This is a genomic window from Vreelandella massiliensis, from assembly GCF_900155385.1.
Classification (GTDB): Bacteria; Pseudomonadota; Gammaproteobacteria; order Pseudomonadales; family Halomonadaceae; genus Vreelandella; species Vreelandella massiliensis.
This window is the reverse complement of sequence record NZ_LT699746.1, coordinates 1-17,685: the sequence shown is the minus strand read 5'-3', so window position 1 is coordinate 17,685 and position 17,685 is coordinate 1. Positions and strand designations below refer to the sequence as shown.

17 protein-coding genes are annotated in these 17,685 nt (G+C 54.4%); all 17 read left to right on the top strand.

The annotated features are described in order from the left end of the window. Positions 1–102: 102 nt before the first annotated feature. Entirely contained in the window at positions 103–384 is a 282-nt protein-coding gene (gene traL, locus BQ9846_RS14600; RefSeq protein WP_075881783.1) for a type IV conjugative transfer system protein TraL, read from the top strand. Then, positions 381–947 carry a TraE/TraK family type IV conjugative transfer system protein gene (locus BQ9846_RS14595; RefSeq protein ID WP_075881782.1) on the top strand — a complete coding sequence of 189 codons (567 nt, stop codon included), beginning with the start codon at positions 381–383 and terminating at the stop codon, positions 945–947. Before traL ends, BQ9846_RS14595 begins: the two co-directional genes overlap by 4 nt. Positions 948–963: 16 nt before the next feature. Continuing rightward, positions 964–1,893 (top strand): TraK domain-containing protein, encoded by a 930-nt coding sequence (locus tag BQ9846_RS14590; RefSeq protein ID WP_075881781.1) that lies wholly within the window; start codon positions 964–966, stop codon positions 1,891–1,893. Continuing rightward, positions 1,893–3,278: a TraB/TrbI/VirB10 family type IV secretion system protein gene (locus BQ9846_RS14585; protein ID WP_075881780.1), complete on the top strand. Its 1,386-nt coding sequence runs from the start codon at positions 1,893–1,895 to the stop codon at positions 3,276–3,278. The genes BQ9846_RS14590 and BQ9846_RS14585 overlap by 1 nt, the downstream gene beginning before the upstream one ends. An 11-nt stretch (positions 3,279–3,289) precedes the next feature. Continuing rightward, positions 3,290–3,727, top strand: a complete 438-nt coding sequence (locus tag BQ9846_RS14580; RefSeq protein ID WP_075881779.1) for a TraV family lipoprotein — start codon at positions 3,290–3,292, stop codon at positions 3,725–3,727. 169 nt (positions 3,728–3,896) lie between these two features. Further along, entirely contained in the window at positions 3,897–4,355 is a 459-nt protein-coding gene (gene traA, locus BQ9846_RS14575) for a TraA family conjugative transfer protein (protein WP_210433210.1), read from the top strand. A 176-nt stretch (positions 4,356–4,531) separates the two neighbouring features. Beyond that, complete coding sequence (locus BQ9846_RS14570; protein ID WP_075881778.1) at positions 4,532–5,314, top strand: disulfide isomerase DsbC N-terminal domain-containing protein; 783 nt, start codon at positions 4,532–4,534, stop codon at positions 5,312–5,314. 13 nt (positions 5,315–5,327) lie between these two features. After that, positions 5,328–7,769, top strand: a complete 2,442-nt coding sequence (traC, locus tag BQ9846_RS14565; protein WP_083651620.1) for a type IV secretion system protein TraC — start codon at positions 5,328–5,330, stop codon at positions 7,767–7,769. Continuing rightward, a complete protein-coding gene (locus tag BQ9846_RS14560; protein WP_075881777.1) occupies positions 7,766–8,164 on the top strand; it encodes a hypothetical protein in 399 nt (132 codons plus the stop codon). Before traC ends, BQ9846_RS14560 begins: the two co-directional genes overlap by 4 nt. Beyond that, positions 8,161–8,679 (top strand): signal peptidase I, encoded by a 519-nt coding sequence (lepB, locus tag BQ9846_RS14555; RefSeq protein WP_075881776.1) that lies wholly within the window; start codon positions 8,161–8,163, stop codon positions 8,677–8,679. Before BQ9846_RS14560 ends, lepB begins: the two co-directional genes overlap by 4 nt. Beyond that, the gene (locus BQ9846_RS14550; protein WP_075881775.1) at positions 8,642–10,021 is read left to right on the top strand and encodes a TrbC family F-type conjugative pilus assembly protein; all 1,380 of its coding nucleotides are present in this window, start codon (positions 8,642–8,644) and stop codon (positions 10,019–10,021) included. Before lepB ends, BQ9846_RS14550 begins: the two co-directional genes overlap by 38 nt. A gap of 16 nt (positions 10,022–10,037) precedes the next feature. After that, a complete protein-coding gene (locus BQ9846_RS14545; RefSeq protein ID WP_075881774.1) occupies positions 10,038–10,775 on the top strand; it encodes an EAL domain-containing protein in 738 nt (245 codons plus the stop codon). Beyond that, positions 10,762–11,763, top strand: a complete 1,002-nt coding sequence (locus BQ9846_RS14540; RefSeq protein ID WP_075881773.1) for a TraU family protein — start codon at positions 10,762–10,764, stop codon at positions 11,761–11,763. The genes BQ9846_RS14545 and BQ9846_RS14540 overlap by 14 nt, the downstream gene beginning before the upstream one ends. Before the next feature lie 16 nt (positions 11,764–11,779). Beyond that, on the top strand, positions 11,780–15,502 hold the full coding sequence (traN, locus tag BQ9846_RS14535; RefSeq protein ID WP_075881772.1) for a conjugal transfer protein TraN: 3,723 nt from the start codon (positions 11,780–11,782) through the stop codon (positions 15,500–15,502). Between the two features lie 76 nt (positions 15,503–15,578). After that, positions 15,579–15,791 (top strand): hypothetical protein, encoded by a 213-nt coding sequence (locus tag BQ9846_RS14530; RefSeq protein ID WP_075878619.1) that lies wholly within the window; start codon positions 15,579–15,581, stop codon positions 15,789–15,791. Continuing rightward, positions 15,788–16,144 (top strand): IS66 family insertion sequence element accessory protein TnpB, encoded by a 357-nt coding sequence (tnpB, locus tag BQ9846_RS14525; protein WP_075878618.1) that lies wholly within the window; start codon positions 15,788–15,790, stop codon positions 16,142–16,144. The genes BQ9846_RS14530 and tnpB overlap by 4 nt, the downstream gene beginning before the upstream one ends. A gap of 45 nt (positions 16,145–16,189) precedes the next feature. After that, the coding region (tnpC, locus tag BQ9846_RS14520) for an IS66 family transposase (protein WP_075881771.1) at positions 16,190–17,685 on the top strand (1,496 nt) is incomplete at its 3' end.

Genomic DNA, 17,685 nt, shown 5'->3' with positions numbered 1-17,685 from the left:
CTTATTGCTCAACGCGACTCCCTAAAAATCCCGCCTTCAGCGGCGCCGCTGGTTCTCCTTTTTCTCGACAATAGCCAACACACCGAGAAAAAGGAGGGCCCTATGGAGCCTGTCAATATACCAACGCGCTGTGACGAGCCTGTTCACATCATGTTCTGGCGACTCGACGAAATGTTGCCGGTTTTCGTGGGCATGTGCTTCGGGCTACTGATTGGCCAAGTCATGCTCTGCATGGCCATTGGCGCCATCATCACGCACTTCTTCAAAAAGTACCTCGATCTGCATCCCGACGGCTTCATGCTGCATATCGTGTACTGGTACGGCGTTACCCGTAAGAAAGCTCGCCTGATGATTAACCCCTATATTCGGACACTCCTGCCATGAAGTTAAGTAAGTATCTCGATACGTTCCACGGAGCGATGTCGGAGAATCGCTTTTCTCGCATCGCTATCCTGGGTCTTAGCGCGGCATTAGTCGTAACAGCAGTGGCATCGTTCAACAAAGATGCGGTCGTCACCATCCAACCATACACCCTCACCGAAGAAGCGTGGATCACTCAGGCCAATGCCTCGCAATCCTATAAAGAGGCGTGGGGGCTCATGCTGGCCACCATGACCGGCAACGTGACGCCATCGACACTCGATTTCGTCCGCGAGCGGATTCAGCCGCTTCTCTCGCCCGATGTCTATCAAGACGCAATGGAAGCCTTAGAGCTACAGGCAAATTACATTCGCAATGACCGTATTTCCATGCGCTTTGAGCCGCGTGAAGTCATTTACAGCGAAGATTCCAACACTGTGCTGGTGACGGGCGATAGCTACATGATCAGTCCAAATGGCGAGTCGATACGGGATCGTCGTACCTATGAGTACGTCATTGATATTCGCAATTACGCCCCCGTGGTGAGCTACATCAATACCTATACCGGACGACCACGCCTCGACTAATCAGGAGAACATCAGAATGGAGACACCACGCCAACTAATGCGTTGCTCCCTCGCCCTCGCGGTGGGCGCTGCCATTTTAAGCCAGCCAGCGGTTGCAGGTGCCGAGGACGTGCCGGTAGTGCCAAGCAAAGTGTTAGCGGATGCGCCAACGCCGATTGAACCTGGCAGTTCTGACTCAAGCGCGCAGCAGAACCGTACCAACAGCAGCAACGGCTTAAATCGAGACAGCCACATCACGGTGAAGCCTGGTGAAAATACGCTGGTGCCTGTCGCTATTGATCATCTAAACCGAATCGTTACGCCGTTCTCACATCCCCAAGTGACGACCACCTCGGCAGCGACGACGCAAATACGAGAAAACGTCGTCTATGTCGGCACGGAAACGGAAGCGCCTGTAACGCTATTTGTGACGCAAAAAGACTCTGAAAGTCAGGCCATTTCCTTAACATTGGTGCCGCGCCGTATCGCACCCCGCGAAATGTTCGTCAATCTGGATACGACAACGCGAGCTTCACTGGGAATTGGCACCAACCGCCGTGCGGAGAAGTGGGAAACGAGCCAGCCGTATGTTGAAACTCTGCGTGATCTGCTTCGCAACGTTGCGTTAGGCGATACCCCATCAGGTTACACACTCAACGATCCCACGCCCGATATGCTCCCGTCATGCCAGCAGGCAGGGCTTAGCTTTGATTTTGCCAATGGCCAAATGCTGCATGGCAACAACTTTACCGTGGCCATTGGCGTCGCGGAAAACACCTCTGGCAGCCAGCCCATCGAGTTTAACGAAGCCTCTTGCGGCAACTGGAACGTTGGGGCGGTCGCTGCATGGCCTGAAAATGTGATTGCGCCTGACGACGCCACTGAGGTCTATGTCGTGCTGCGTCACGATGAACCCGACATTGCGCCGGAGCGTGAACGGCCCTCTCTGCTTACAGGAGGTCGCTAATGATCAGTACGTTCAAACGACTGTCACCCAAGCAAAAGCAAATGCTTGCTGTGGGCGGGGCGATTGGCGGGGCCATGCTGATTGTCACCGTCGCCATGACAGGGCAAGAGGCAACATCATCAGGCAGCGGAGCCGACCGTGATATTCGCTATGTGCTTACGGATCGGGATTCCCGCGATGTCACAATGGACTCTCTAGCGACACAGCTAACCGCCGCGCAGCGTGAAAATAAAGAGCTGCGCGAGCGATTTGATCGCTTACAAGCCGAGGTAACAGCGGAAAGTCAGTCAGGTATCCCTAGTAGCGTCACTCGTGAGCTGGATAGCCTATCCCGCCAAATTGATCTTTTGCGCGAGGAAAACCGCGACCTGCGTAATCGAACAGAAAACCTCGATTTGACGGCAGTAGCGCAAATGCAACCCAGCGAGGATACGGAATCTGAGTCACCTAGTTCGCCGGATGACACGCAGCTTGAGCTGAACACGGATACGACGGCCCCAAATGAGCCACAGCCAAGTGATCAGGCGGTGCCGACTTTCAACGACGAATCGGAACCGCTTACCAGTGAGTCCGTCTTCCAAGAGCGCCCTGTCCAACGCCGTGTCACACCTGAGTCGCAGCAGCAAAGTGGCGATGGGGAAGGCGAAGGCGAAGAACAAGCGCCTGGCCTGAGCATCACCACCTATTACCAGGAAAACCACCCTGACGAACAAGCCACAGGCGGCGAGGAAGAAGCGCCGGTTTATCTACCCTCCGGCTCTATTGTCAGCGGGGTCTTGTTGAACGGTATTGATGCTCCAACCGGACAAGGCGCTCGCCGTGACCCGTTCCCCGTGACGGTTCGCGTAAAGCATGAAGCCATCCTGCCCAACCATTTTAGCGCTGACATTAAAGAGTGCTTCTTGCTTGTGAGTGGCCACGGTGACTTATCGACTGAACGCGCTTATCTGCGTGGCAACAACATATCGTGCATGACAGACGACGGCGACGTGATTGAAACCGAGCTACGTGGCTACGCCGTTGGTGAAGACGGCAAGGCCGGTATTCGTGGACGCCTAGTGAGCAAGCAGGGCGCGATGATTGCCCGTTCGATGGTCGCTGGCTTCTTCTCCGGTGCTGCTGGCGCTTTTGATGTCAGCCCAATCCCCGTTATCGACACGCAGAATGTTGATGGCCGTGATCGGTATCAATCCAACTACGATTCAGACCTATTGGAAGGCGCGGGTGCTCAAGGGGCAGGGCAGGCGCTAGAGCGCATTGCGGAGTTTTATATCCAAATGGCCGAAGACATATTCCCTGTTGTTGAAGTCGACTCTGGCCGTGAGGTGGATGTCATTCTCACCCAAGGGCTATCCATGCAGACAAAGAACGTTGAGGAAGAATAAGGGATCGTATGATGACACCGACACTGAAAACCATCACCGCCGCTGGAATGCTCGCTATCTTGTCGGGTTGTAGCGCCTTGAGTGGCGGCAACAGCAATTATTCATGCGAAGGAATGGGTGCTGATGCGGAAGACGGCTGTATGTCCGTGCGTGACGCCTACGAAAATACCCATGTGCTTGAAGATGACAATCAGCAGGCTCCGACCCAAACGGCCATCGAAAATGCCCGCCATGTTGCTGAAACTTACGTGTCGCCTAAATTGCCGGATCAGCCGGTGCCGGTTCGCACCCCAGCGGAAGTGATGCGTATTTGGGTGGCGCCGTGGGAAAGCGACCAGGGCGATTTGAACGTCACCGGCTACGTGTACACCGAAATCGAGCCGCGACGCTGGACGTTGGGCGCCCAGCCTGGTGGCCAAAACGACAGAACCCAAAACCCGCTTGATTAACGCACGACCTCGCCCTGGAGCGCCAAAAGGCTCAGGGCGATTTTACGCTTGCGTCACGAAAAACAACGCGCCACGCCTGCTAATTCCTCAAAAATTCGCCCTTCCGCTGCGGTGCTGACAAAAAGGGCTGCTCTATGCTAGCCGAGCACCTTTAGGATTCTCGTATTATTTGGAGATTGTCATGGCATTCACTTTGGAAACCCTCAATCATCATGCCACGCAAAGCGCGGCTCTCAACTGGCAATCCGCCCGCTTGTATGCGTCTCGTAATAAAACCGTGCTGTTTGCTTTAGCGCTGCTGGCGGGTTACTTCCTACTCGCTTCCGATGCTGTTGCGGGCAGCACGACAGCGGGCGAAGACGAAGATACATTTGGCGAAGTGTGGACAACACTGAAAGGCTGGACGCAAGGCACCTTTGGCCGGATTATCGCGCTAACGTTGGTGCTTGTAGGTGCTGCAATGGGCGTAGTGCGCCAATCCCTGATTACGTTCGTTGTCGGCGTCGCAATGGGCCTTGGTCTTTATAACGCGCCCACGATCATCGACACCATCATGGGGGCCAGCATTGAAGATATGGCAATCAATGCGGAAACAGGCGTCAAGATGATCGGTAACGGCCTGAAGTAACATTTGCGTTTCGCTGCATCACCTCTTTTTTCATGGAAATACCATGCTTTGCCCGCTCTGTTCCCAGGCGGGCTTTTTTTTCGCGCAAACACCTGAAAATCCAACGCTCAGCGCCCGTGCTCAACCCCTGCCACCTCGTAAACTTTTCGGTATAGACACCGCAAAAGGACGTATTTATGCGTGTAGCGACGACAACCGCCGCTGTCGCGGTTTTTTCCGCCACTCTGGCATTGACCGCCAACGCCGAAACCACTGATACACCTAACTTGGGCGTGCGTGACGAAGTGAATCCCCTTATCCCGCACTTGGGCAGCCTCAAGCCTCATGCCATGACCGAACTCCCCGTGAAAGGGCTTGTTGGTGTGGAGTCTGACGGCGAAGTGTTGTTCATCACGGATAACGGGCGCTACGTCTTCCAGGGGCGGGCACACGACCTTTGGTACAACATGCCGCTCGACAGCATGGAGAACATCAACAAAAGCGCCACGAAGCTGAACATCGCGGATATGGGGATTGATACTCGCCGCCTGACATCATTAACGCTTGGCGATCCCGATCTTCCCGTTGAGCAAGTCCATAACGTCTTCATCGACCCCATGTGCGAGCACTGCCTGGAATATGTTGAGCAAGTCGCTGAACTCGATCCCAGCACTTACGGCAGCGTGTCGTTTGTCGTGATCCCCGCACTCGGAGAGTCGTCGTATGCCCCCGTCGAGCACTTTGCCTGCCTCAAAGACGATGTAAGTGATGAACAGGTGCTAGACGCACTGCTGGATCAAGAAATCACTTCACTGCCGAGAGTCGATGAAGATAACTGCGACCTGACGGCCTATCACTCAACCCTCGTTTTAGCTGAACAACTCCGTGTCGACGGTGTGCCTTTTACGGCAACAGCGTCCGGCGGTGTGATTCGTGGCATTCCTAAAGACATTTCAACGGCACTCAGCCGCGCAGAGTAGGAGAGGTTTTTTCATGGCGACGGTTTCTGTCCGCAAACAAATGGATGATCAGCTGATCCCTGACGATCAGCAAGCCTCAACGCTGTTTCCGGCGTTGGCGTATAGCCCCGATGATGAACTGTTCTACATGCAGGATTTCAGCATCGGGTTTTCCTTCATCTGCGAGCCCCTGCCTGGCGGCGATGAAAAAGTCCAAGAGCGCATTTCGAGCTTTCTCAACAACGATTACCCCGAAGGCACGATGGTTCAGCTAGCGCTGTACCGTTCTCCCGACATTACGGCACATACAAACCATGCCTTACAGATACGCGATGTGTATGACCACCCATTGCTGACTCCGGCAATCCAAGAACGCATCAACTTCTTCAAACGCTATTCCAATGAGCCGCTTTTGATTAAGTCCAATCGAGGCACGTTTGATAACGGCTTGGTACAAGACCTCAAGCTGGTTGTCGCCTTCAAGGTGCCGATTGCGTCGTCACTGCCTAGCGACCGTGAAATTAGTGACATCAAGACGATGCAAGGGCGGGCCAAGTCATCGCTGAACATGGTGGGCTTGATGCCGCGCGCGATGGACGCCAAAGGCTACAAGCGTTTCATGGGAACGCTCTGCAACTGGGGCCAAAGCGCCAGCTGGAAAACCGGCTATGACGAATGGGAGCAAGAACGCCTGCTAAGCGAGCAGATTCTTGATTTCGACGCGGCAGTGGAAGTCAAAAGAGATCATCTTGAAATCGGTGATCACTACGTTCGCACGTTGTCTGCTAAAAAGCTGCCGCCCGCGTTCTACTTCGGCAACGCCATTAGTTATATCGGGGATATTTCCGGTCGCGGTGACTCGGTGAAAGAGAACTACATGGTGGTAGCCACCGTGTACTACCCACCGGCCAAAAAGTCGAAGGACAAGCTGGAAGCTAAGCGTAAATTTACGATCAGCCAAGCCCAAGGCCCAATCCTTAAATTCGTGCCAATTTTGGCCGAGAAAAAAGACTCGTTCGACATTCTCTACAACGACCTCGGCAATGGGGCCGCACCGCTGCAAATGTCGTTTAGCGTCGTCATGTTCGCGCCGACACTAGAACGTTTGGATCGTGCCTCAACGGCCATCAAGGGCTTTTTCAGTGAACAGCGCTTTTCGCTCATGGAAGATCGCTACGTTCACTTGCCGATGTTCCTAAACAGCTTGCCCTTTTGCTGTGATCGCAACTCGGTCAGCGATTTACACCGCTACAAAACCATGACCGGCAATCAGGCCGCTGTTTTGGTGCCTGTTTTCGGTGAGTGGAAGGGCACTGGCACACACCACCTGTCGCTGCTGTCACGCAACGGACAGATGATGTCGCTTTCGCTTCACGATTCCGACACCAACAAAAATTGCGTTATTGCCGCTGAATCCGGCTCTGGTAAGTCTTTCCTCGCCAACGACGCGATTATCTCGTACATGAGCGAGGGCGCGCAGGTTTGGATTATTGACGCAGGCAAGTCCTACAAAAACTTGTGCGAAGTGTTGGACGGCGACTTTTTGGAGTTCTCGGAAGGCTCAAACATCAAATTGAATCCCTTTGAGCTGGTGCAGGATTACAAGGACGAAGAAGACGCCCTGGTATCCCTTGTCACCGCGATGGCGTCGCAGGACGGCAACTTGGATGAATACCAAATTGCGTCATTGAAGCGCGTGATGGCCGAGCTTTGGGATGAAGTCGGCAACAAAATGACCGTTGATCTGATCGCGGATCGTTGCCTGCAATCCGATGATCGCCGCGTGACGGACATTGGCACTCAGCTTTATCCCTTCACCATGCAGGGGGCTTACGGCAGCTATTTCGACACCAACAATATCAATTTTCAAAACAACCTTACCGTATTGGAGCTGGACGAGCTGCAAGGCCGTCGGCACTTACGTCAAGTCATTCTTTTGCAGTTGATTTACCAAATCCAACAAGCGGTTTTCCTGGGTGATCGTAATAAACGAAAAATCCTTTTGATCGACGAAGCCTGGGATTTGATCAAAGAAGGCGAGATTGCCACGTTCATGGAGCACGCCTATCGCAAATTCCGTAAAGCCAACGCCAGCGCGGTGATCTGTACGCAGTCCATTAACGACTTATACCAAAACACCGTCGGGCAAGCGATTGCGGAAAACTCAGCGACGATGTTGCTTTTGGGGCAAACCGCTGAAACGGTCGAGTCAGTCAAAAAATCCGGCTATTTGGCACTGCCGGAAGGCGGTTTCGATGTGCTGCGTACCGTCAACACCATTGCTGGCGTCTACTCGGAAATCTTTATCAAGGCCAAGCGAGGCATGGGGGTCGGGCGCTTGATCGTGGGCGAGTTCCAAAAGCTGCTTTATTCCACCGATCCAACCGATGTGAACGCCATCAATGCCTACAAAAAACGTGGCATGAATGTGACCGATGCCATCCGTGCCGTTATGGCGGATAGGGGGGTCGAATGAGCCCACTATCTTTTGTGGTCGGGGCGGTGATGGCGACGTTATCAGCCGCCACGATTTTTCAACATCAGCAAATATCCGGCTTGCAGGCCGAAATCGAAAAGATGCCCACGGTCGCGGTCGTCGATGTCGACGAGTTAGGCACGCTGACGGCGCTATCGCAAAGTGAGTCGATAGGTGATCGGCAAGAGAAAATCACAGACACGCTAAGCACACTATCCGCCGCAGGGTTCCTCCTGATTGATCAAAAGCAAGTGCTGACAGCACCCGCCGACAGCATCGTAACGCCGAAAAGCCTGCTTGAAAGCGCCGGTATTGAGGTGAGCGGTGAGCTAAAGCGTGACATCGACTTACCCCCTCGTCCTGAGAGCCAGCAACCACAGGGAGAGGATCAGTGAACCGCGTGACCGCTTTCTTAAAAGCACGCAAAGCCTTTTTCGTAAAAGCGGTGCTCGCCCTCGCGGTTATGACCAGTGGGGGCAGCTATCTGATTGATCGCTTCACCTTTGGCGCGGACACCGCGCGAAACCGCTGTTTGGCGGATTACCGAACATTCCTGGTTGACCACCATGAGCATGACGTGGCGCGTGATGACCTGGTGGCGTTTCACGCGCAAGGCATCGAGCCCATTTTTGAAAATGGCACCTTAATAGCGAAATACGTTCGCGGCGTGCCAGGCGATGTCGTGGAGATAACCCAAGACCATGACGTTGTAATCAACGGGAAGGTCATCGAAAGCGGCCTTTCCTATGCCTATGGCGTCAACCTCGATCCACAAGACCTGATCGGTCGCATGGTAATTCCCGAAGGCGAGTTCTGGGTGATGGGCGATACCGACCACTCATTTGATTCAAGATACTGGGGAACAATTACCCATGAGCAAATCAGCGGCAAAGCCCACGGCCTTTTCTAAAACGCTTCTAGCGGGCGCGGTGGCCATGAGCGTCGCGCTGATGGCGCAAGGGCAAAGTATCAGCGAAGACGACCGAGCCCTGTTAGAGCAAACCGACGAGCGGATTGAAAAGGTAATCGACGACATGGAGCTGGAAGCGCTTGAGCAGCAAGCGCAGGCCAACGTCAACCGCCACCAGGAAAGCACCCGTGTACCCGAACTTGAAGATCGCGGCACCGTCGAGAACCAGCGTCAAAAAGCACAAGAAGCCTCGGAGAAGTTTTACCGCGAGCATGAAATCATCATTTTTGCCTCACTATCACTAGAAGGGCAGGGGCTTGACGACATTTTGCAAGCCGCTGCCGCGAACCCTCGCATTGCGGTGGTATTCCGTGGCGTGCCGGAAGGCATGAAGATTGATGAAGGCATGGAAATCATACAAAAGCTGGCTTATGAGTACGATCCCATGCCCACGGTGGCGCTCGATCCAACGATGTTCGATGAACATGGCATCGAGGCGGTGCCCGCCATCGTCGTCATGGAGTCTTCGTCGCAAAAAGCACCCGCAAATGACATCCCCAGCCTAGACACCCTGCTCGATGAAGGTGAAGCCGTACCGGATGTACTAAGCCAGATGGGCGCCGATGCCCTGGGCAGCTCAGAAACACGCGATGTACTGGCCAAAGTACAGGGGCTAACAGAGCCCATGTGGATTAAGCGCCAGCTAGAAGCGGGCGAGCGCGGCGACATGGGGGTTCAAGGGCCACTGGAAGACATTGAGGAACCCCATTTAATCAAGGTGATGAAGCAAAAAGCGCTGGCGATTGATTGGGATGCGGAAAAGCAAGGGGCCATCGACCGTTTTTGGCCACGTCAAAATGAACAGTTGATTTGGAAACCCACCGTTAAAGAAGCGGAAACTCGCCGTATCGACCCCTCTGTAACCGTCGTGCAAGACATCGTGGATGGCCGAGGCAACGTCCTAACTCCTGCTGGTACGAAAATTAACCCACTGGATCAAATGCCGTTCGACATCGCGCTCGTCGTTTTCGACGGCGATGACGAAGGCCAGCTTGAAATTGCCTATGAACGCGGGCGTGAGCTGGAACGGCAAGAGGGGATTCATCAGGTGATGTACTTGATGACCCACTTCGACACGCTCAAAGGCTGGGATGGCTACGAAGCCATATCCGACACGCTGGATCGCCATGTGTATCTGCTGACCCCAGATGTGGAAAAGCGCTTTGAAATTGAGCGTGTGCCGTCGATTGTCACTGCTGACGATACGCATTTCATCGTGGAAGAAGTTGTACCTCCCACCCAGGCCAGCCCTGACTTTCTGACTGCTAATTCTGAAACATGAAGCATAAGGACACGATATGCCTAGTCTGCCGTACCGGACGACAATCGCTACACAGCACATCGTCGATACCTTTTCAGGACTGTCCATCGGTATTGAAATCTTTGTGCGGATCATCACGCCAAGCGGCGAAATTACCGCTCCGTGTCAGCCGAATCTGACGGGGCAATGGCCAGCGATAGATAAGCGCATCGCTAAAACCGTTCAACAGCTTTATTCACGCGGCGTCTTTGATCATTTTGGCGGCTTTATCAGCATCAATATCGCCGCTGAAACCCTACGTGATCCTGCGGCTATGCAGGCACTTTTGCCCCTATACACGCAGTTGGACGAGAGCTTTAGCGGCGGCCTAACTATCGAGGTATCCGAATCAGCCTGCGACTACGACATAGAGCGCCACTGGCAAGCGTTGAGCCAAAGCGTCACCTCAATCGCCCTTGATGACTACGGTAAAGCAGGCTCCACCCCAGAACGGCTAAACCGCTTCGATTGGTGTATTTGTAAAGCGGATCATCCAGACGTGCTACGCAAAGAAAGTTTTAGCGAAGCCCTCGCCAATCATCATCTGGTTATTGTGGAAAACATCGAATCTCGCCAAGACGCCCTCCATTGCCGTCGTCAGGGCTTCGACGCTCAGCAGGGCTATTGGCATCACCGACCGCTGGTTTTACCCCCGTCGCTGATGCAAGACACCGCCTGGACACTCAATCACGAAACGAAGAAACAGGAAGAAGGGGAGAGCAATGCGCTGGGTTAAGTTAGCCATCGCCGCTGTTGCCTGCTGGCTGGGATTGTCAGCACACGCACAGGCCAGCCCTGGCTGTAACGATGCCGGTGTGTTGGGGCCGAACATGATCTCTAATGTCTGCTGGTCGTGCATGTTCCCGCTCCGTGTTGCGGGCGTACCATTAAACGGCAGCAATTCCGGCGCTCCATCCGGCAAGGCTTCAAGTCCGCTGTGTTTTTGCGAGGGTTCGCTAGGGATTCCGACGCCTGGCGTGGTGATCTCAATGTGGGAACCGGCTCGTCTGGTCGAGTTACAGCGCGTCCCTGGCTGCATGAGCTCATTAGGCGGTACGCGATTGCCTTTTGACCGTAAGTTCCAGGGCACGCATGGAGAGTCGACAAACGAAGTCGAAAAACAGTTCATGCACTATCACTACTTCGCCTTTCCGCTGTTTGCCATGCTCGATCTCTTTTCGGTCATGCCGTGTTCAGACAACTATCTCGATTTCGATCTGATGTTCGTTAGCGAGCTTGATCCAACCTGGAACAATGACACGTTGGGCTCATTTACCTATCCCGAATCCGCTGCCGTGGCGAATCTACCCGCACAGCTGGCGTGTAGCGCTGATGCCGTGTCGTCGGCAGCGGGCAACCCCATCGACAAGATGTTCTGGTGCGCAGGGTCGTGGGGCAGCATGTACCCGTTCAGCGGCAGCACTACCACGGGCAACACCATCGAGAATACCAGCCTTCAGAAAGCGCGTGTGCTCGCCACGCTGCATCGGCGTGGGCTGGCCAAGAGAACAATGGGAAGCGAAGCCGTTTGCGGCCCTAAAACCGAGCCGATGATTCCGAAAAGCCAATACAAGTTCAACACCTTCTACTACAACCCCGAAACGTCTGAATCACACGCCTTTGGTGAATCTCCGCTCAAATGGGGAGCAGGGCGCTTTGTGCCGCAAAAGCCTGATCCCGTCTACATGATTTGGCGTTGGAAAGATTGCTGTCGAAACCTGTAAAAGAGCGAGCATTGTGATGAAGCCACCACTGAGAAAAGTGATCGCGGTAGGGCTTTCGCTGGTTATGGCGTTCCAGCCGTTTGCTGTTGCCGCACAAAACGTACCTGACGCCCCTGACATTGATGATGACGCTTCGTTGTCGTTTGAAGAAAGTAGCCGATATGGCCAGGACTTAGGCGGCTGGGCTAAGGATTTTCAAAGCGACTCCGAAGAAATGTCGCCGGATGATTTTTTTACCGACGAAGGCGATAACGCCAATTTTGAGGGGGCGTTTCCTGATCCCGACGAGCTGGAAAACGCCAGTGATTCGGAAAACGCCGTTGCCAATATGGGAAGCAACTTGGCTGCCGAGCACCGCGCCAATGCTGACCAAGCCCGCCAAGAGCGAGAAGCGTGCGAGGCAAACGGAGAGGAAAACTGCGACGCCATCCAGCCTGATGCCAACGCCGCGTCGTTTGTCACCGCTGAGGCTCAAGCGAAACGCCAAGCGCCGGACATGAGTGATGATCCGGTTTTCAATAGCGCCGATGATTTGCTCAATGCCATCGAAAACCCTGATCAAGCCGCCGCCCTTTGCCAAGATGATAGTGCCGCATCCACGCAAGAAGTGGTCTGCGATCAAGGCGCGAGTCGCGGTAATAGCTGCGAAGCGTCGCATACCTACTCGGCAGGGTTAATTGAGCACCTAGAAGGCGCGCACAACCTCAGCAGTTGTGGCGAGGGCTGCATGGATATTTGGCTGGGCACGGTCGGGAATAACTACCGTAGCGGCGGTAGCTGCACCGTCTTCACCGAAGACATTTCCTTGCGGGTGCTCTATCCCGAAGCGATTACCAGCGCCACCATCGTTGATGCGAAGTATGACGATCACCTGCGGATTTACCTCGACAGCCTAGATATTCAGCAAGGCGAGGTGTCCACGGGTGTTTTCAATGATAACTATCAGCGTGAAGAAAACCTCGTATGGCAGTCACCATTTGGGTGGAGCGATGCCTGGGCGCATGGTGCCGGATGCGAGCGAAGCACGTCACACGACATCGCTCCCAATACGGATGTCACCAGCGAAATGAAGAAAGACGTGCTGAACTTCCGAATGGTGAACGCCGTGGGCGACAAGGGTGAAGCCTACGCGAAGATTCGCATTCATTATGATCCCTCTAAGGTAATCGACTCGGAAGGTTGGACTTCCGATCTATGTGCGGAGCAAGCCCAAAACCCTGATATGTCAGTGGAATGCACGCGGATGCCGGAATTAAACGGTAACGGCTGCACTGTTGTTGGCAGCGTCGAGGTTTGTGGCCACCATTTTGATAATGACGCGCAATTTCCTGGCGTGTCCGCGCTTTGTGAGTCGGTTTCAGTGTCCGGCGCCAGCAGCGCCCCGCAAACGGCAGGGGCACCCTCCTGCGATACAGCGTTGGAAGGCCGCGAATGTTCGTTAATCAGTACAGAGTGCGTGCTGGGGGATGGGTCTACGTCAGAGGAAGAAGCCTGCGAGGTCGAACGACACACTTACGAATGCGGCGGTGGGCAAGGTGGATTCCAATGTGATCTACCCGACATCTTGCCGGAAGCATTTGCTGACTGTGAGCCGGAATATGTCGTTTGCGGCCCCGACGATGACCGTGAGGTTTGCCAAGGCCATACACCCGATGGTGGTGATATGGACTACACCATCAGCGATGTTCGTACTTGCCATGAGGTGAAGGCATTAGACACTTGTGACTTGGAGCGCAAGGTTGAAATTAAAGAAGCGACCGGCAGCCAAAGCTGGTCAGAAGGGTGCTTTGATAACCGTACTTATACGTTTACAGCGCCGAATGCTGCCACCACGATTGAAGGCTACAGCAGCCTGACTAATAAGAAGGAAAAATATGCCAGCGTTTCCATCGCTGACCACCCATCAGACGCTAATGATTGGACAACGACCATTACAGCCAGTGGTTCACGGCAAACGTATCCTGATTCTGCCGCTGCTCAGTACACTCATAGCACGTTCCATTGCCCATCCGGTTACTCGTCCAGTGGCTCCGGCTGCGAGAAAACTGAAGAAGATGAAGATGGGAATACCGTTACGCTAACGGCGTCGAAGGTTGAGAAAAAGCACTATACCTGCTCGCACCTTCCCAACGACGTGCCTGGGTACGGTGGCTATGTCGTGAACGGTTGGAGCCTCAGCGGCACAACCTGTTCGCGCACCTACAGCACATGCAATACCGCTAGCGCACCGGAGTTGAGCTTTACCCTCGAATACGAAGGGCTCTACATGGCTCAGGAATTTGAGCACTTCCCATCCGATGACGGTATTTCGGAGTGCATTATTGAGTCTGATGATTTCACGTCAACTCAGTGGGAATGCCAGGACGATGCCAGCCGTTCGATTGACTCCCCGTGGGGGCCAAAAAACATCACGGCTATCGACCTGGAAAAGCTGGACTACATGTACCCCGACGATCCGTACCAATCACCCCACACAGAAACAGTGGCGTCGTCGGATCAGAAGGGAAGTTCATGCTGGTATGGCCACGCTGAATACAATGCTGATACCGACGGCAACGCTGAAATGTGGCTGGGAGAAAGCGATAGCTACGAAGACATTTACGGCAATGAGCAACAGTATGATAACGAAGATATTGAATCAGCAGAATTAGAGTACGATACCTGCGACGATCTCAATAACGACCCTCAATGCCAATTTGTCGAAACACGCTGCGTTGGTGGCGCGGAAGGGCACGAAGACTTCTGCTATGTCGAAAGCCACATTTACGAATGTGGTGATGTTGGCACGGTCGAAAACTCCACAGTGAAAGAAGTTTATAACTGTGAAGGTATGCTGAACTGTGCGGGTGAGGAGTGCGTCGACATCAACCAGGAGTCGTCATCGTCAGCCGACTTTGCGGAAGCGGCGAGTATGCTACAAGCCGTCGAGCAAATGGCAACCGACATGGAATGTACGGGGACTGACGAAAACGGAATACCAACCGGCGTTGATAACGTGGAGTGCCACGTATTCAAAGGCGACGAGTATCAATGCCGGCGCCCCATAGGGTCGAGTGTCCACGGCCACGATTGCTGTGAACAACCCGCCGACATCAACTTAGGTGATTATCTTACCGCTGTAACGCAAATGCCGCGCCTCGATGCCGCCATTATGGGCATGGAAGGCACTAATGCCGCATCTGGCGCCATCAAAGGCTCCTACACATCGCTACGCGATCCGGTGATGAATACCTTTGAAGCGGTGAAAAAACCCGTGATAAACGCAGCGGAAGGTATTACGGGGTCTGTTGAGCCGGTAACTAAGCCCGTAACTGAGTTTTACGACGATGCCATTTCGTATGTCAAAGATGGTGTAAGCAAGCTCGCTGGCGATATTGGGTTTACGTCAGGTGGTTCCGCTACGGCTGGTGGGTCAGCCGGTGCCGGTGCCGGTATGGGGGCTGAAGGCGCTAAACAAACCTTTTCTGAGCAAATGCTAGGCGCGACAGGTGCGCAAGCACTCTCCATTCTGACAACGGCGTACACGTTGTATAGCATGACGATGCTGGCCATTCAGATCATTTGGGAATGTACGGAAGACGATTTCAAACTGGCTGCCCAACGCGATATGAAAACCTGTGTTTACGTGGGGTCTTATTGCAGCACGGAGACAGTAGGAGGGCTTTGTATTACCGAGCGGGAATCTTATTGCTGCTATTCCTCTCCGCTGGCGCGCATCATCAATGAGCAAGCCCAGTAAACGGTCCACTAAACACATCTTCTCAGGCTGAATGTTGCCAACCACACTGAGGCTCTCTTTTATTTGGGAGAGCCTCATGAGTCGCGAACTCAACGCTACACAAGCCTTTTGGCTCGGTCATCTTTACCATGCCTCAGTACTGGAGATGCCGCTAAGCCAGTACGCCACGCATCAGGGATTAACGTTAGCCGATCTGCTGGCCTGGGAAGGGCGGCTCAAGGTCCAGGCGTTGCCCGTGCCACCACGCTATCGTCCCGCGCGATTTGTCGAAGTGGCGGTGGCGCCATGATCCGTCCCAGTACCGACTTGAACGTATATCTGTGCCGCGAACCGGTGGATATGCGCAAGCAGATCGACGGACTGGCCTTATTGGTTCAGGAAGCCATGGAGTTGAATCCGTTCGATAAGGCGCTGTTTGTGTTCGGTAATCGGCAGCGTGACAAGGTGAAACTGCTGTTCTGGGAGCGCAATGGTTTTGTGGTGTGGTACAAGCGCCTAGAACGCGAACGTTTTAAATGGCCAACCCACCTGGATGGGGACTCGGTGACACTGAGTGGCCAGGAACTTAACTGGCTGCTGGATGGCTACGACCTGAAAGCGATGCAACCGCATAAAGCACTGAATTTTCAGTCTGTTGGCTGATGTTCTTGCTCCTTTTTTACGGGCGTTTTTGATATACTCTGCGGCATGAAAAACGCCACTGCTTCCGCCCATGACGTCTCTCAACTGCAACGCCAGGTTCAGGCGCTGGAGGAAGAGAACGCGCAGCTGCATCGCCTGATGGAGAAGAAAGAGGCGCAGTGGGAAGCGGCCAAGCAATCCCTGTACGAACAGTTCCGCCTGGCATTGGAGCGCCAGTTTGGTCCCTCCACGGAAAAGTACGGCATCCAACAGGGTGACCTGCTGATCAATGAGGCTGAGCTGGCCGTTGATGAAGAGGACAGTGCGGCGGATGATGAAGCGACGGAGAACGCCGACGCAACGTCATTGGCCGATAACGCTACCGCTCCTGTCAAAAAGCGCCCGCGCGGTGGGCGTGTGGCCCTGCCGCCAGAACTGCCTCGCGTCGAGGTGGTTCATGAGCTAAACGAAGCAGAACGTTGTTGTGCCCAAGACGGAACCGAGCTTAAGGTCATCGGTGAAGACGTCAGTGAAGAGCTTCATGTGGTGCCGGCTCGCGTCGAAGTGATCCGCCATGTGCGGCGCAAATATGCCTGCCCAACCTGCGAAGAAAACGTCAAAACGGCCCCTGCACCGGCCAAACTGCTGCCCAAGAGTAATGCCAGCGCCACCTTGTTAGCCTACGTGGCCACCGCCAAGTACCAGGATGCCTTGCCGCTCTACCGGCAAAGTCAGATCTTTGCCCGACACGGCGCGGAGATCCCGCGCAACACGCTAGCCCGCTGGATGGTGCAAGCCGGTGAGCGCCTCACCCCGCTCATTGAGACACTGCGCCAACACCTGTTAACAGCGCCTCTGATCCACATGGATGAGACCACCCTCCAGGTCAACCAGGAAGAGGAACGCAAGGCCAGTGCCAAATCGTACATGTGGGTACAACGAGGTGGGCCGCCTGGCCAGCAGGTGGTGCTGTTCGGCTATGCCCCCAGCCGTGCGGGAAGCGTGCCCATGCGTCTGCTGGGCCACTATGCCGGTTGCCTAGTGACCGATGGCTATGAAGGCTACGCCGAGGTGGTGCGACGTAATGGCATCACCCACGCCGGTTGCTGGGCACATGCAAGACGCAAGTTCATCGAGGCCCAGAAAGTACAGCCAGCCGGTAAAACCGGCAAGGCTGACTGGGCACTGAACCAGATCAGCAAGCTCTATGGTGTCGAAAAACAAGCCAAAGCGTTGGCGCCAGAAGCACGTCAGGCTTTACGCGAACAGAAGAGCCGTCCACTGGTCGCTCAGCTACGCACCTGGCTCGATAAGTCCCTGGCGCAAGTGCTGCCCAAAAGCGCGCTGGGTAAGGCGTTGCATTACCTGGATAGCCAATGGCCGCGCCTGACCCGCTTCCTTGAGGACGGCAGAATCCCGCTGGACAACAACCTGGCCGAAAACGCTATCCGCCCCTTCGTGGTGGGGCGTAAAAACTGGCTGTTCAGCCACACACCGAGCGGCGCTCAAGCCAGCGCGGCAATCTACAGCCTGATCGAAACCGCCAAGGCCAATGGCCTCTC

Excerpts from the sequence above, each read along its gene's own strand:
- BQ9846_RS14560 (WP_075881777.1), top strand. The coding sequence starts at position 7,766 with ATGAGCCCACTATCTTTTGTGGTCGGGGCGGTGATGGCGACGTTATCA.
- BQ9846_RS14530 (WP_075878619.1), top strand. The coding sequence starts at position 15,579 with ATGAGTCGCGAACTCAACGCTACACAAGCCTTTTGGCTCGGTCATCTT.
- BQ9846_RS14570 (WP_075881778.1), top strand. The coding sequence starts at position 4,532 with ATGCGTGTAGCGACGACAACCGCCGCTGTCGCGGTTTTTTCCGCCACT.
- traC (WP_083651620.1), top strand. The coding sequence starts at position 5,328 with ATGGCGACGGTTTCTGTCCGCAAACAAATGGATGATCAGCTGATCCCT.
- BQ9846_RS14540 (WP_075881773.1), top strand. The coding sequence starts at position 10,762 with ATGCGCTGGGTTAAGTTAGCCATCGCCGCTGTTGCCTGCTGGCTGGGA.
- BQ9846_RS14545 (WP_075881774.1), top strand. The coding sequence starts at position 10,038 with ATGCCTAGTCTGCCGTACCGGACGACAATCGCTACACAGCACATCGTC.
- BQ9846_RS14580 (WP_075881779.1), top strand. The coding sequence starts at position 3,290 with ATGACACCGACACTGAAAACCATCACCGCCGCTGGAATGCTCGCTATC.
- traN (WP_075881772.1), top strand. The coding sequence starts at position 11,780 with ATGAAGCCACCACTGAGAAAAGTGATCGCGGTAGGGCTTTCGCTGGTT.
- BQ9846_RS14550 (WP_075881775.1), top strand. The coding sequence starts at position 8,642 with ATGAGCAAATCAGCGGCAAAGCCCACGGCCTTTTCTAAAACGCTTCTA.
- BQ9846_RS14585 (WP_075881780.1), top strand. The coding sequence starts at position 1,893 with ATGATCAGTACGTTCAAACGACTGTCACCCAAGCAAAAGCAAATGCTT.
- BQ9846_RS14595 (WP_075881782.1), top strand. The coding sequence starts at position 381 with ATGAAGTTAAGTAAGTATCTCGATACGTTCCACGGAGCGATGTCGGAG.
- tnpB (WP_075878618.1), top strand. The coding sequence starts at position 15,788 with ATGATCCGTCCCAGTACCGACTTGAACGTATATCTGTGCCGCGAACCG.
- traL (WP_075881783.1), top strand. The coding sequence starts at position 103 with ATGGAGCCTGTCAATATACCAACGCGCTGTGACGAGCCTGTTCACATC.
- BQ9846_RS14590 (WP_075881781.1), top strand. The coding sequence starts at position 964 with ATGGAGACACCACGCCAACTAATGCGTTGCTCCCTCGCCCTCGCGGTG.